Genomic DNA, 13,654 nt, shown 5'->3' with positions numbered 1-13,654 from the left:
CTTACAGACGAATTGGCATCACCACGTACATTGCACTATCGTCGTCTGCGTTTTCAATCAACGCACTGGCGTTGGCATCCGACATCGACACACGCACATTGTCGCAACGCAGTGTATTAAGTACATCAAGCACGTAGCTTACGTTAAAGCCGATCTCGATAGCGTCACCTTCAAAGGTCACGTCTAGCATTTCTTCTGCTTCTTCTTGCTCTGGGTTGTTAGCAGTAATGCGCATTTCACTACCCGCAAGATTCACACGAACGCCACGGAATTTTTCGTTAGAAAGAATCGCAGCACGTGAGAAGGCTTGACGTAACTCATCACAACTTGCTTCTAGCGTTTTGTTGGTGCTTTGCGGCAATACGCGGCGATAATCAGGGAAACGACCATCAACCAGCTTAGAAGTGAAGATAAAGTTGTTCACTTCTGCACGTACATTTGAGCTGCCAATTTGTAGTACGACAGGCTGTTCTGGCGCATCCATCAGTTTAACAAGCTCTTGTACCCCCTTGCGAGGCACGATAATTTGCTTTTGCGCAAAATCTGCACCGAGCTGAGTTTGAGATACTGCCATACGGTGACCATCGGTTGCCACGCTGCGTAGCGTCGTACCGTCGATTTCAAACAACATGCCGTTTAGGTAGTAACGAACGTCTTGGTTCGCCATAGAGAATTGTGTTTTTTCAATCAGCGTACGTAGATCAGACTGAGTCAGTGAAACTTCTACTTCACTCTGCCAATCTTCAATGTTTGGGAAATCGTTCGCTGGAAGTGTTGCCAGTGAGAAACGGCTACGACCAGAACGTACCTGTACGCGATCGCCTTCTAATACGAAGGTAATGATGGAGTCATCAGGTAGACCACGACAGATATCAAGAAACTTACGAGAAGGAACGGTAATGCTGCCCGCTTCAAAATCCCCTTCTAGAGTCACTTTGCTCACCAATTCCACTTCCAAATCGGTCGCGGTCATGGATAACACGTTATCTTCTACTTTAAGCAGTAGGTTACCCAGAATTGGTAGGGTTGGTCGACCACCTAATGCGCCCGAAACCTGTTGTAGCGGTTTGATTAAATGACTACGTTCAATAGTAAATTTCATGCTTGGCTCTTTACGCTGTCAGCTCAATTAATGATTTGCTTGGAATACTGTCATTCTAACCGATTAAGAAGACAGGGTGCGAATCAAGTTAGAGTAATCTTCTTTAATATCGTGGCTCTCTTCACGTAGCTGCTCAATCTTGCGACAAGCATGCAGTACAGTGGTGTGGTCACGACCACCAAACGCATCACCAATTTCCGGCAAGCTATGATTAGTCAGCTCTTTTGCCAGCGCCATCGCCAACTGACGAGGACGAGCAACTGAGCGAGAGCGACGCTTAGACAGCAGATCAGCCACTTTAATCTTGTAGTATTCCGCCACTGTCTTTTGAATATTGTCGATAGTAACGAGCTTCTCTTGCAGAGCAAGTAGGTCGCGCAGCGCTTCACGAACGAAATCAATCGTGATTGGGCGACCGGTGAAGTTCGCGTTAGCAATAACGCGGTTAAGTGCCCCTTCCAACTCACGAACGTTGGAACGCAGACGCTTAGCAATAAAGAATGCCACTTCATCTGCTAGGTGGATTTGGTGGTCTTCCGCTTTCTTCATCAAGATCGCTACACGAGTTTCAAGCTCTGGTGGCTCGATCGCGACGGTTAATCCCCAACCGAAACGTGATTTCAGACGATCTTCTACACCGCTGATCTCTTTTGGGTAGCGATCTGAAGTCAAAATGATCTGTTGGTTACCTTCTAGCAATGCGTTAAAGGTATGGAAGAATTCTTCTTGTGAACGCTCTTTATTGGCAAAGAATTGGATATCATCGATAAGCAACGCATCAACACTTCGGTAGTAGCGTTTGAACTCCTCAATCGCATTGTTTTGCAGTGCTTTCACCATATCTTGCACAAAACGCTCAGAGTGCATGTACACCACTTTCGCATTTGGGTTGTTATCCACAATGGCATTACCCACTGCATGCAACAAGTGCGTTTTACCCAAGCCAGTACCACCGTATAGGAACAGCGGGTTATATGCAGCACCTGGGTTATCCGAAACCTGACGAGCAGCAGCAAGACCCAATTGGTTCGACTTACCTTCAACGAAGTTATTGAACTTATGTTTTGGGTTCACATTAGAGCGGTGGTTGATGTCTGCGATCACTTGCGCGTCATCATCCCACGTTTTATGCACAGGCTTACGGGCTTGCAGCTGAGCGGGCGCTGAAGACTCTGCCGCAACATCCGCCGGCGTTCGTGTCGGTGCCGGTTTTGGTGCTGCAACTCGGCGACTGCCAACTTCAAAGCGTAAACTAGGTACATCATTACCGCAGTATTCTTGCAGTAAGCGATTAATGCTATTCAGGTACTTGTCACGAACCCAATCCAACACAAAGCGGTTAGGTGCGAACAAAGTGAGAGTATTGTCATTGAGCTCCGCTTGTAACGGACGAACCCACATACTGAATTCTGTAGCTGGTAGCTCTTCTTGAAGCTGCTGCAAACATTGCAACCAAAGCGAAGATGACACGGTGCCCCCACTGAGTATTTGAATTATCGGAAAAGACTGGCAATTTTACCTGTTGATAACCAAGATCGCCAGCAATTGATCGATGATCCAGTGAATAAGATCTAAGTTATTCACAATATTTTCGCCCAACATAGTGAGATCAACACATCTTGCCCCAAATTTGCCCACACATTGATCCACATTTAGGCAAAATCAGTCAGATCGAGTCATTGGTGATAACTCTGTGTATGAATTTTCATTCATCGGCTTATTTCGATCGTCACTCATGCTTCTTTCGATCGTTTTTTCATCATTTATCCCTATATCTTGGCTACTATCTATACCAAATAAGATCTTATTACTCTGAGGTCTAGGTTATTGCACTTGGTTATTTCTTTAATTGAGCTAACTGACAGTAGTATTTCCAACCATAAAATTATGGAGATGTATTATGAAAAACTGGATTAAGGTTGCCGTTGCAGCCATCGCTTTATCTGCCGCCACCGTTCAAGCAGCAACTGAAGTCAAAGTTGGTATGTCTGGTCGCTACTTCCCATTCACTTTTGTGAAGCAAGATAAGCTACAAGGTTTTGAAGTGGATATGTGGGATGAGATCGGTAAGCGTAATGATTACAAGATCGAATACGTAACAGCGAACTTTTCTGGTTTGTTTGGCCTACTCGAAACAGGTCGTATTGATACCATCTCGAACCAAATCACGATGACAGATGCGCGTAAAGCAAAATACCTATTTGCTGACCCATACGTAGTAGACGGTGCGCAAATTACCGTACGTAAAGGCAACGATAGCATCCAAGGTGTCGAAGATCTCGCAGGCAAAACCGTTGCTGTTAACCTAGGCTCTAACTTTGAACAGTTGCTACGTGATTACGACAAAGATGGCAAGATCAACATTAAGACTTACGATACAGGTATTGAACACGATGTGGCACTAGGTCGTGCGGATGCTTTCATCATGGATCGTTTGTCTGCCCTAGAACTGATTAAGAAAACGGGTCTACCGCTTCAACTGGCAGGTGAACCATTTGAAACGATTCAAAACGCTTGGCCATTCGTGGATAACGAAAAGGGTCGTAAGCTACAAGCGGAAGTGAATAAAGCACTTGCAGAAATGCGCGCAGACGGAACAGTAGAGAAGATTTCAGTGAAATGGTTTGGTGCCGACATCACGAAGTAAAACTTCTCTTCTTTTAGGACGCAGGGCTTTATCTCGCGTCCTTTTTTAACTCAATGACAAGGTGGAACTTCGTATTCCACCTTTTCTTTTCTCAAGGTAAGTCGTATGGGATTTGATTTTAATTACATGCTGGAGCTGCTACCGATACTGCTCAAGTATCTTGGCACGACCATGGAAATGGCCACATGGGGATTGGTCTTTTCTTTAATTCTATCCGTCATTTTAGCGAACATTCGCGTATTTAAGCTGCCAGTTCTCGACCAATTGAGCCAACTTTATATCAGCTTCTTCCGTGGTACTCCGCTTTTAGTACAACTGTTTCTGCTCTACTACGGCTTACCGCAAATCTTCCCATTTATGGTGGGAATCGATGCCTTTTCTGCTGCGGTAATTGGTTTAACGCTGCACTTTGCCGCTTATATGGCAGAGAGCATTCGTGCAGCCATCATTGGCATTGATCGCAGCCAAATGGAAGCAAGCTTGTCGGTCGGTATGACAACCACACAAGCGATGCGCCGTGTGATTTTACCGCAGGCAACACGTGTCGCACTGCCTTCATTGATGAACTACTTCATCGATATGATTAAGTCGACATCCCTCGCCTTCACACTTGGTGTTGCAGAAATCATGGCCAAAGCGCAGATGGAAGCTTCGTCTAGCTTCCGTTTCTTTGAAGCGTTCCTTGCTGTCGCTCTGATTTACTGGGGCGTGGTGGTTATCCTGACTCGAGTACAGATTTGGGCAGAAGCGAAATTGAATAAGGCGTACGTACGATGATCAAACTAGAAAACATTCACAAACGTTTTGGCGATACTGAAGTTCTAAAAGGCATTGATCTCGACATCAAACAAGGTGAGATCATCGTTATTATCGGCTCAAGCGGTACTGGCAAGTCGACACTTCTACGTACCGTAAACTTCTTAGAGCAAGCAGACGAAGGCCGCATTACCATCGATGACATTTCGGTCGATACACAAAAACACACCAAAGCAGAAGTGCTTGCTCTACGTCGCCGTACTGGGTTTGTCTTTCAAAACTATGCCCTATTTGCTCATATGAATGCGCGTCAGAACATCGCAGAGGGCTTGATTACTGTTCGAGGATGGAAGAAAGATGACGCGTTAAAACGTGCTCAACAGATTCTGGATGACATTGGTCTTGGGGACAAAGGTGAAAGTTATCCAGCGGCGCTCTCGGGTGGACAACAACAACGTGTGGGTATCGGTAGAGCGATGGCACTGCAACCCGAATTGCTGCTTTTTGATGAACCAACATCAGCTCTGGATCCTGAGTGGGTCGGAGAAGTTCTCTCATTAATGAAGAAGTTAGCGAATCAACACCAAACCATGCTGGTGGTAACGCACGAGATGCAATTTGCCAAAGAAGTCGCTGACAGAGTGATCTTTATGGCTGAAGGCAACATTGTTGAACAAGGTTCTCCACAAGATATCTTCGATAATCCACAAGATCCTCGTTTGAAAAAATTCCTTAACCAAGTGGGAATAGAGTAAAGATCAAGCATCAAGATCAATCGATCCTTGAGATTTGACTCACACTACGTATAATCGCCCGGTCGGAATTTCGTACTCATGAGTCATTGACACATTATGTGAGTGTGATTACAATTCCGCCTCTTTGTTGAGAGGCGTCGGTTGTTCTTCTTTAATAAAGAGCTTCTTTATATAAAGAAAGCAAAATGCCCACGCCGGGTTTAACAAGAACCTAAAACTACTGATCAGTAAAGGTAATTATCATGAAACGCACTTTTCAACCTACAGTTCTAAAGCGCAAGCGTACTCACGGCTTCCGTGCTCGCATGGCAACTAAGAACGGTCGTAAAGTTATCAACGCACGTCGTGCAAAAGGCCGTGCGCGCCTATCAAAATAATCGCTAGTTTATTTTGAACACGTACGCGTTTAATCGGGAGTTACGCTTGTTAACTCCCGAGCATTATCAAAACGTCTTCCAGCAAGCTCATCGAGCTGGCTCGCCTCATTTCACCATCATTGCTCGCAATAACAAACTTTCTCACCCACGATTAGGTTTAGCTGTTCCGAAAAAGCAAATCAAAACTGCTGTCGGTCGTAACCGTTTTAAGCGTTTGGCTCGTGAAAGCTTTCGTAACAATCAACATCAGCTTCCAAATAAAGATTTTGTTGTGATCGCGAAGAAAAGCGCGCAAGATTTAAGCAATGAGGAATTATTTAAGTTGTTTGATAAGCTATGGCATCGCCTGTCTCGCCCTTCACGTGGATAGCCATTGGGCTCGTTAATCTTTATCGCTGGTTTATCAGCCCTCTGATTGGTCCTCGCTGCCGGTTCACACCAACTTGTTCCACTTACGCGCTAGAAGCTTTGAGAGCTCACGGTTTTGTAAAAGGATGTTGGTTATCAGGCAAACGTCTATTAAAATGCCACCCTTTGAATGAAGGGGGGTATGACCCCGTTCCACCAGTCCAAAAACAAGACAGAGATAACTAACGATGGATTCTCAACGTAATATCCTGCTCATTGCTCTGGCACTGGTTTCTTTCTTGCTGTTTCAACAGTGGCAAGTAGCAAAGAACCCAGCACCTCAAGCAGTTGAACAGGCTCAATCAAGCAGTACTCTACCTGCACCATCTTTTGCTGATGAGCTAGACCCAGTTCCAGGTCAACAGCAAGCTTCTGCAAAAACTATCACAGTAACGACTGATGTTTTAACTCTGTCGATCGACACCGTTGGTGGCGATGTGGTACATGCCGACCTTAACAAATACTCTGCTGAACTTGATTCATCAGATCCATTCGTTCTGCTAAAAGACACTAAAGGTCACCAGTTCATCGCGCAAAGCGGTCTAGTGGGTCCTCAAGGTATCGACCTAAGCAGCACTAACCGTCCTCACTACAACGTAAGTGCAGACAGCTTCAAACTGGCTGACGGTCAAGACGAACTACGCGTTCCAATGACGTTCACTGCAAACGGTATCGAATACATTAAAACTTACGTACTGAAACGTGGCAGCTACGCGCTGAACGTGGAATACGATGTAGTGAACAACTCTGGTAACAACGCAACATTTGGTATGTACGCTCACTTGCGTCAAAACCTAATGGACGCTGGTGGTAGCATCACAATGCCAACTTACCGTGGCGGTGCTTACTCAACAGAAGACGTTCGTTACAAAAAATACAGCTTTGAAGACATGCAGGATCGCAACTTGTCTCTCAACCTAGCAGATGGTCAAGGTTGGGCAGCAATGATCCAACACTACTTCGCTGCAGCTTGGATCCCACGTAACGAACCAGGTACTAACCTGTACACTCGCGTGATTGGTAATCTAGGTGATATCGGCGTACGTATGCCAAACAAAACTATCGCGACGGGTGATCAAGCGAAGTTTGAAGCAACGCTTTGGGTTGGTCCTAAACTGCAAAAAGAAATGGCTGCAGTAGCACCAAACCTAGACCTAGTAGTGGACTACGGCTGGCTATGGTTCATCGCTAAACCACTTCACTCACTGCTTGCTTTCATCCAAAGCTTCGTGGGTAACTGGGGTGTAGCAATCATCTGTTTGACCTTCATCGTTCGTGGTGCAATGTACCCACTAACGAAAGCGCAATACACGTCTATGGCGAAAATGCGTATGCTACAGCCTAAGCTGCAAGCTATGCGTGAGCGCATCGGTGATGACCGTCAGCGCATGAGCCAAGAGATGATGGAACTGTATAAGAAAGAGAAAGTGAACCCTCTGGGCGGCTGTCTACCTCTTATCCTACAGATGCCTATCTTCATCGCTCTATACTGGGCACTAATGGAATCGGTTGAGCTACGTCACTCACCATTCTTTGGTTGGATTCACGACCTTTCAGCACAGGACCCTTACTACATCCTGCCGCTACTGATGGGTGCGTCAATGTTCCTAATCCAGAAGATGAGCCCAACAACAGTAACGGATCCAATGCAGCAGAAGATCATGACCTTTATGCCGGTTATGTTTACCTTCTTCTTCTTGTTCTTCCCATCAGGTCTAGTTCTATACTGGTTGGTGTCGAACATCGTTACGCTGATCCAGCAGACTTTGATTTACAAAGCGCTGGAGAAAAAAGGCTTACACACTAAGTAAACCTTTATAGAAAAGCATAAGAAAGGCGGCCAAAAGGTCGCCTTTTTGTTTTTGGCTGATTACAATTCAGCTAACTAATTGGTTCTGGCTCCCTAGGTCTGTAAAACCCTATAGCCCAGCTCAAAAGGCAAGATTATGACTACAGATACGATTGTCGCTCAGGCTACCGCACCCGGTCGTGGTGGTGTCGGCATTATTCGTGTTTCAGGCCCCAAGGCCAATCAAGTGGCACTAGAAGTCACAGGTAGAACGCTAAAGCCTCGCTACGCAGAGTATCTGCCATTCCAAGCGGAAGATGGCACCGTGCTAGACCAAGGCATTGCACTGTACTTCCCTAACCCACATTCGTTCACTGGCGAAGACGTTCTAGAACTTCAAGGTCACGGCGGTCCTGTTGTAATGGACATGCTAATTAAACGTATTCTGGGCATTGATGGTGTTCGTGCAGCCCGTCCTGGCGAATTCTCAGAACGTGCATTCTTGAATGATAAGATGGACTTAACGCAAGCTGAAGCGATCGCAGACTTGATCGATGCAAGCTCAGAAGAAGCGGCAAAATCAGCATTGCAATCGCTGCAGGGTCAGTTCTCACAACGTATTCAAACGCTGGTGGAGTCGTTGATTCACCTACGAATTTACGTTGAAGCAGCGATCGATTTCCCTGAAGAAGAAATAGACTTTCTTGCCGATGGAAAAGTATCAGCCGATCTTCAAGCCATCATCGATAACCTAGATGCAGTGCGTAAAGAAGCAAACCAAGGCGCCATCATGCGTGAAGGTATGAAAGTCGTGATTGCAGGTCGTCCTAATGCGGGTAAATCTAGCCTTCTGAATGCTCTGTCAGGCAAAGAGTCTGCAATTGTGACTGATATTGCCGGTACAACACGTGATGTACTGCGTGAACACATTCACATTGATGGTATGCCTCTACACATTATTGATACTGCCGGTCTGCGTGATGCTTCAGATGAGGTTGAGAAAATCGGTATCGAGCGAGCATGGGACGAAATAGCCCAAGCGGACCGTGTGCTCTTCATGGTAGATGGCACCACGACTGACGCCACGGATCCAAAAGACATATGGCCGGATTTCGTTGATCGCCTACCAAACAATATTGGAATGACGGTGATCCGTAACAAAGCGGATCAAACCGGTGAAGAAATGGGGATCTGCCATGTGAATGATCCAACGTTAATTCGTCTTTCGGCAAAAACAGGCGCAGGTGTGGATGCTTTACGCACCCATTTAAAAGAATGTATGGGCTTCTCAGGCAATACGGAAGGCGGCTTTATGGCTCGTCGTCGCCATCTCGATGCATTAGAACGTGCAGCTCAGCACCTACAAATAGGTCAAGAACAGCTTGAAGGCTTCATGGCTGGCGAGATTTTGGCAGAAGAACTGCGTATCACTCAGCAACACTTGAACGAGATTACCGGAGAGTTCAGTTCCGATGACCTCCTTGGACGAATCTTCTCCTCATTCTGTATCGGGAAGTAAAGTGGGCAAATAACGGAAAACAACAGCAAGCAACGGTAGATAACACACTGATTTTATTAGATCGTCATTTGCCGTTTGTTTCCATCCGTTGCCGTTAATTGCCAAATCTAGTCCCCATTTGGGCTCCATGACATGCTACTCGCACTGATTGGGGCCCAAATGGAGTCTAAAATGAAAATTTCTATTCAAAAACGAACACTTAGAGCTGATGGCACACGCTCACTACGTTTGGTTTATGATCATGGTTATGCCACAAACACACTAGGTGGACGCCAAAATAAACGTAAACGCAGCTACGAAACTTTAGACCTGTACGTTCACGACAAACCTAAAACACCCGCCCAGCGCCAACACAACAAAGAACACATGCTTCTCGCCGAAACCATTAGGAGTAAACGACTGGTTGAATGGCAATCCCAAAAGCATGGTTTTGAGGATCGAACTAAGCGCTCAGCTAGCTTCATTGATTACTTTCAACAGCAAATTGATATCAAAGAACAAACTACCTCAACCTCCAACCATTCGATCTGGCTTTCAGCTCGTAAGCACCTGCTGTTCTACTGCGGAAAACATGATCTTAGTTTTGATGAGCTGGATAAAGACTGGTTAGACGGATTTAAGTATTACCTGACCAATGAAGCGAAAACCAAGAGTGATGAGCCTTTGTCTCGCAACACGCAAAGCTCCTACTTCAATAAAGTTCGCGCGGCAATCAACGAAGCACATAGTGAAGGCATTATTCGTGATAATCCACTGTCACAAGTAACCAGTATCAAAGCGAAAACGACAAAGCGGGTTTATTTAACACTGGATGAAGTCAACGCGTTAGCTCACACAGAATGTCGCTACCCAGTCCTTAAACGTGCGTTTTTGTTCTCATGTGCAACGGGGATGCGTTGGTGCGATATCCACAGACTTACCTGGTCAGAAATAGAGACATTTAATAATCACAAACGCATTATCTTCGACCAAGTCAAACTCTCTCACGGCGATGCTAAGAGCCTTCAATACCTAGACCTACCAAAGTTTGCGGAATCACTCTTAGGTCCAGTCAAAGCGGCACACGAGCGTGTATTTAAGGGATTAAAATACTCTTCGTATATGAACGTTGAACTGCTTAGATGGAGCCTAGCTGCTGGAATCAGTAAACACGTTACATTCCACAGTGGCCGCCATACGTTTGCAGTGATCCAACTGAGCAGAGGCGTGGATATTTACTCAGTGTCTCGATTGCTTGGTCATAGCGAACTTAAAACAACCGAGATCTATGCTGACATCATAGAACAGCGCAGGATGGAAGCCATGCTGACATTCCCCGATATTTTTACATCTTCTGGAAAGGATTCAGCGGCCTGATGAGGTCGCTGCGATAACGGTATTACTTACGAGAAGTGGTGGCGACATAGTTTGCTGCCCTTTTTTCTATCTCATGGCGAGATGAAACACGCTGCTCCTCAACCCAACTCATGATGGCTTGGCGCTCAAATCGGAGGTGTTTGCCAAGCTTAAAGTAAGGGATCTCTGCCGAGCTCGTTAGCTTATACAGCTGGTTTGTAGACAAACCGAGTAAGACAGCACATTCATCAACAGTTAGAATATCCTTTCCAAGTAACTCCACCTTTTGTTGCTGCAAACGCTGCTCCAGAACAGCGCGCTCAACACGATCTATTTTGGCGAGAATGGATTGAAGAAGAGCTTGCTCGTTGGTTGTCATCGTATCACCTCCTCACCCATTGGAATGTCTCTGGGAAGAGTGGGAAAGCCGGGAAATGCACTATTCATCAATACCCATCTCCTTCAACTCAGAGAGGATCTTTTCCGGCCAGAAGGCAAAAAAACGATGATCAAACTCAGTACCGTTCTTCTTTTCGATAATCCGAAGTGTTCCCCTACGATCTTCATTGGTTTCAAACCACCCTTTATGAATCAAAGGGCTCAATTGACTCTTGTATTGACGCCGCAGCCGTAGCTGCTTAACAAACTCTTGTTTGTGGATAAGCCACTGGATCTCATCACCATCCTGCCGCACGTAACCAAACTTTGAAGATCTGCTCGTACAGAATTCAGGGAGCTTATTTTCCCAATACCGAATCGCTTGTTTCAAAGCACTTAACACCTCATACGTTTCTTGATTGTGCTGGTGCCCTCGATGGGCTAGCCAGCGACTAAAAACGCTATAGACGGAATAGAGCGACTCTTCTTCAGACCATGGTACTAACTGGTTTCGTGACGCAACAGACAACGCGACACCAACAAGGACAAAGCGCTTCAATACCCGATGAACCTGGCCGGAATAATTGCTTTTAGACCAATGCTGCCTCAGCGTTTCGATTTCACGCTGTAAGACAACATCCAGATCGGGCTTATCTGAAATAAGCGTCATCCAAGCCGTAAACAAAGTGCCAAAATACTTTTGCGTCTGCTTTTCTAAGTGCTCAGCAAATTGAGATGGCGAGGAAAAGCGGTGTAGATCCGCAAAACAACCGAAACGCTCTTCGGCAGGAATTTCGATGACTCGAATCAGCTGACCCGCTTTCACTTGATAACCAGAGGACTCCATCAGCTCTGTCAGGTCAATCTCTCCATTACTCAAGGTCAACGTCCGCCAATTGGCAATATTCGCCAGGCCGCCTGTTTCAGTGGCTCGCAGCTTCCCACATCCGTTGACGATTTGATAAGCCGCTGAACTGGCTTCTTCCGCCGAGCACAACCCAAGCTCATCTAACACAAGCAACATGTCATGATGTTCCGATGCAACCGCTTCAATACCGTTTGCCGTCGTTTTCCACGACTTGATATATGACTTATCAGCATAAACAGACGCTGCAACAAACGATGTGACAGACTTCCCCGACGAAGATGGCCCCATAATATGGAATGCCGCACTTTCCATCCCTACTGGCTTGAGAAGCGGTGCGGCCAACGCAACACCAACAGAAAAAATGAGCAAGGGGTTGCCGACCAACAAAGAACCGACTTCACTTTGCCATTCAGCTAAGTTCCCTTCAGCCAAACAAAGTGAATCAGCCATACCACCAGAAAAATAGTAGGACTCATCTGACCGTCCGAAGCTTTTCTCCGGAGTAACGAACACCTTGTCATGCCAACCTGTTCTTGTGACACAAAAGGCCGTTTGTGCCGCTTTGAGCTCTTCCCGCAAATAGCGCTGGACCATACTCCATGCAGTTTGCTCAGGCTCCAGCCAAAAACCGGTATCGAACAATTCATCTCTTAGCTGATAGTTGGTCCCTCCCATGATCTTTCTGGCAGGTACTATCATTCGGATCGTCTGTCTGTCCATATTGATGATTTCAATACAAGCACTGAACCCTGACTTCCGATCAGGTGAACGCGTTCTAGCAAGAACCTTGACCGAAGAGCTCAACGAACGCCAACCTCGCTCACGGCAGAAATTCTGTAGTTGATCATGGTGATGACGAAACTTCATATGACCTCCCTATCACAGGCTCAAAAGCCACTTCTGCACATCTTCAAGGCGAAATCTCACACTTCGAGCGCCAGGTGATAGTGTGACTGGTGTAGGAAAGGAACCATTTTTTACATAGCGGCGAATCGTCGCTTGAGATAGTTGCGTTAGTTTGCAAACTTCTTGATAGCTTAATAGCTGATTTGATTGTTTTTGTTCGGTCATAACTACTCCTGACAGTTAATGGATAATCAAGGAATAGTTTGCAGGGTGAGCAACGTAAAGGCGCGCGGTGCTCAGGCCCAAAATAGGCAGATGGAGCAGAAAATATGCCTGTAAAATGCTTTATTTAGGGTTACAGAAGCAGATAATGGTGCAGTAATGTGATTAGGAGTTACTTCAGCGTTATTCATCAAGCCACAAAGCGCTATACGTTACGTAACTCGTTAATGCGTTAAGTTGATCACCACAGTTAACGCTTAGTGATTAGATCCACACTTTCACTTGTGAAAGTGTGTTTTCAGTAATCCCTGTAGACAAGCAACACCAGCTATATATCCTCTCGAATAATTTCATTTCAACTCTAATTTTTAACCACTGACTGGCATTTCTGTTATAGTTGCACTTACGTTCAGAATGCCTGCATGAATAGGAACACATGATCAAATGCCACCTCGCCCGTTTGATGGGAGAGCGCAAATTAAGAATAGCGGATGTCATTCGTGAAACGGGTTTAAGCCGCAACACAGTGACACTTCTGTACAAAGAAACAGCACAAAAAGTGGACTTAGAAGCCATTGACAAACTGTGCGTGCTATTTAATTGTCAAGTTGGTGAGCTCTTAGAACAGTCACCAGAGAATGATCAATAAAAA

Annotated in this window: 15 protein-coding genes; 10 read left to right on the top strand and 5 right to left on the bottom strand. The window is 45.7% G+C overall.

Going from position 1 to position 13,654, the window contains the following annotated elements; translation table 11 throughout:
- Window position 1 precedes the first annotated feature (1 nt).
- Complete coding sequence (dnaN, locus tag AACR11_RS07960) at window positions 2-1,102, bottom strand: DNA polymerase III subunit beta (protein WP_005451063.1); 1,101 nt, start codon at window positions 1,100-1,102, stop codon at window positions 2-4.
- 63 nt (window positions 1,103-1,165) lie between these two features.
- Window positions 1,166-2,572: a chromosomal replication initiator protein DnaA gene (dnaA, locus tag AACR11_RS07955; protein WP_005451061.1), complete on the bottom strand. Its 1,407-nt coding sequence runs from the start codon at window positions 2,570-2,572 to the stop codon at window positions 1,166-1,168.
- 430 nt (window positions 2,573-3,002) lie between these two features.
- Between dnaA and AACR11_RS07950 the strand changes: the two genes are divergently transcribed.
- From AACR11_RS07950 to AACR11_RS07910, 9 genes are all read left to right on the top strand, one after another.
- Complete coding sequence (locus AACR11_RS07950) at window positions 3,003-3,749, top strand: amino acid ABC transporter substrate-binding protein (protein WP_005451059.1); 747 nt, start codon at window positions 3,003-3,005, stop codon at window positions 3,747-3,749.
- A 105-nt stretch (window positions 3,750-3,854) separates the two neighbouring features.
- Complete coding sequence (locus tag AACR11_RS07945) at window positions 3,855-4,526, top strand: amino acid ABC transporter permease (protein ID WP_005451049.1); 672 nt, start codon at window positions 3,855-3,857, stop codon at window positions 4,524-4,526.
- Complete coding sequence (locus AACR11_RS07940) at window positions 4,523-5,260, top strand: amino acid ABC transporter ATP-binding protein (protein ID WP_005451048.1); 738 nt, start codon at window positions 4,523-4,525, stop codon at window positions 5,258-5,260. The genes AACR11_RS07945 and AACR11_RS07940 overlap by 4 nt, the downstream gene beginning before the upstream one ends.
- 242 nt (window positions 5,261-5,502) lie before the next feature.
- Window positions 5,503-5,637 (top strand): 50S ribosomal protein L34, encoded by a 135-nt coding sequence (gene rpmH, locus AACR11_RS07935; RefSeq protein WP_005378825.1) that lies wholly within the window; start codon window positions 5,503-5,505, stop codon window positions 5,635-5,637.
- Window positions 5,638-5,683: 46 nt separating this feature from the next.
- Window positions 5,684-6,007, top strand: a complete 324-nt coding sequence (rnpA, locus tag AACR11_RS07930) for a ribonuclease P protein component (RefSeq protein WP_009699098.1) — start codon at window positions 5,684-5,686, stop codon at window positions 6,005-6,007.
- Complete coding sequence (gene yidD, locus AACR11_RS07925; protein ID WP_005451046.1) at window positions 5,974-6,231, top strand: membrane protein insertion efficiency factor YidD; 258 nt, start codon at window positions 5,974-5,976, stop codon at window positions 6,229-6,231. Before rnpA ends, yidD begins: the two co-directional genes overlap by 34 nt.
- A gap of 2 nt (window positions 6,232-6,233) precedes the next feature.
- Window positions 6,234-7,856 (top strand): membrane protein insertase YidC, encoded by a 1,623-nt coding sequence (gene yidC, locus AACR11_RS07920; RefSeq protein ID WP_005451045.1) that lies wholly within the window; start codon window positions 6,234-6,236, stop codon window positions 7,854-7,856.
- A 135-nt stretch (window positions 7,857-7,991) separates the two neighbouring features.
- Window positions 7,992-9,353, top strand: a complete 1,362-nt coding sequence (mnmE, locus tag AACR11_RS07915; protein WP_029790007.1) for a tRNA uridine-5-carboxymethylaminomethyl(34) synthesis GTPase MnmE — start codon at window positions 7,992-7,994, stop codon at window positions 9,351-9,353.
- Between the two features lie 171 nt (window positions 9,354-9,524).
- The gene (locus AACR11_RS07910; protein ID WP_079324652.1) at window positions 9,525-10,709 is read left to right on the top strand and encodes a site-specific integrase; all 1,185 of its coding nucleotides are present in this window, start codon (window positions 9,525-9,527) and stop codon (window positions 10,707-10,709) included.
- Between the two features lie 22 nt (window positions 10,710-10,731).
- On the opposite strand, the gene AACR11_RS07905 is transcribed toward AACR11_RS07910, so the two are convergent.
- From AACR11_RS07905 to AACR11_RS07895, 3 genes are read right to left on the bottom strand one after another with little or no spacing between them, the layout of a single operon-like run.
- The gene (locus tag AACR11_RS07905) at window positions 10,732-11,067 is read right to left on the bottom strand and encodes a helix-turn-helix domain-containing protein (RefSeq protein WP_069538400.1); all 336 of its coding nucleotides are present in this window, start codon (window positions 11,065-11,067) and stop codon (window positions 10,732-10,734) included.
- A gap of 60 nt (window positions 11,068-11,127) precedes the next feature.
- Entirely contained in the window at window positions 11,128-12,801 is a 1,674-nt protein-coding gene (locus AACR11_RS07900) for a DUF927 domain-containing protein (RefSeq protein WP_079324650.1), read from the bottom strand.
- Between the two features lie 12 nt (window positions 12,802-12,813).
- Entirely contained in the window at window positions 12,814-13,005 is a 192-nt protein-coding gene (locus AACR11_RS07895) for a helix-turn-helix transcriptional regulator (protein ID WP_023584707.1), read from the bottom strand.
- 433 nt (window positions 13,006-13,438) lie between these two features.
- On the opposite strand from AACR11_RS07895, the gene AACR11_RS07890 reads away from it, so the two are divergent.
- The gene (locus AACR11_RS07890; RefSeq protein ID WP_000588506.1) at window positions 13,439-13,651 is read left to right on the top strand and encodes a helix-turn-helix domain-containing protein; all 213 of its coding nucleotides are present in this window, start codon (window positions 13,439-13,441) and stop codon (window positions 13,649-13,651) included.
- The last annotated feature ends 3 nt before the right edge of the window (window positions 13,652-13,654 follow it).

The organism is Vibrio sp. L85, assembly GCF_963871815.1.
Taxonomy (GTDB): domain Bacteria; phylum Pseudomonadota; class Gammaproteobacteria; order Enterobacterales; family Vibrionaceae; genus Vibrio; species Vibrio harveyi.
Note: the sequence above shows the minus strand (reverse complement) of the source record. Positions and strands in the feature narration are given on the sequence as shown.

Excerpts from the sequence above, each read along its gene's own strand:
- dnaN (WP_005451063.1), bottom strand. The coding sequence starts at position 1,102 with ATGAAATTTACTATTGAACGTAGTCATTTAATCAAACCGCTACAACAG.
- AACR11_RS07950 (WP_005451059.1), top strand. The coding sequence starts at position 3,003 with ATGAAAAACTGGATTAAGGTTGCCGTTGCAGCCATCGCTTTATCTGCC.
- AACR11_RS07945 (WP_005451049.1), top strand. The coding sequence starts at position 3,855 with ATGGGATTTGATTTTAATTACATGCTGGAGCTGCTACCGATACTGCTC.
- AACR11_RS07940 (WP_005451048.1), top strand. The coding sequence starts at position 4,523 with ATGATCAAACTAGAAAACATTCACAAACGTTTTGGCGATACTGAAGTT.
- rpmH (WP_005378825.1), top strand. The coding sequence starts at position 5,503 with ATGAAACGCACTTTTCAACCTACAGTTCTAAAGCGCAAGCGTACTCAC.
- yidD (WP_005451046.1), top strand. The coding sequence starts at position 5,974 with ATGGCATCGCCTGTCTCGCCCTTCACGTGGATAGCCATTGGGCTCGTT.
- yidC (WP_005451045.1), top strand. The coding sequence starts at position 6,234 with ATGGATTCTCAACGTAATATCCTGCTCATTGCTCTGGCACTGGTTTCT.
- mnmE (WP_029790007.1), top strand. The coding sequence starts at position 7,992 with ATGACTACAGATACGATTGTCGCTCAGGCTACCGCACCCGGTCGTGGT.
- AACR11_RS07910 (WP_079324652.1), top strand. The coding sequence starts at position 9,525 with ATGAAAATTTCTATTCAAAAACGAACACTTAGAGCTGATGGCACACGC.
- AACR11_RS07905 (WP_069538400.1), bottom strand. The coding sequence starts at position 11,067 with ATGACAACCAACGAGCAAGCTCTTCTTCAATCCATTCTCGCCAAAATA.
- AACR11_RS07900 (WP_079324650.1), bottom strand. The coding sequence starts at position 12,801 with ATGAAGTTTCGTCATCACCATGATCAACTACAGAATTTCTGCCGTGAG.
- AACR11_RS07895 (WP_023584707.1), bottom strand. The coding sequence starts at position 13,005 with ATGACCGAACAAAAACAATCAAATCAGCTATTAAGCTATCAAGAAGTT.
- AACR11_RS07890 (WP_000588506.1), top strand. The coding sequence starts at position 13,439 with ATGATCAAATGCCACCTCGCCCGTTTGATGGGAGAGCGCAAATTAAGA.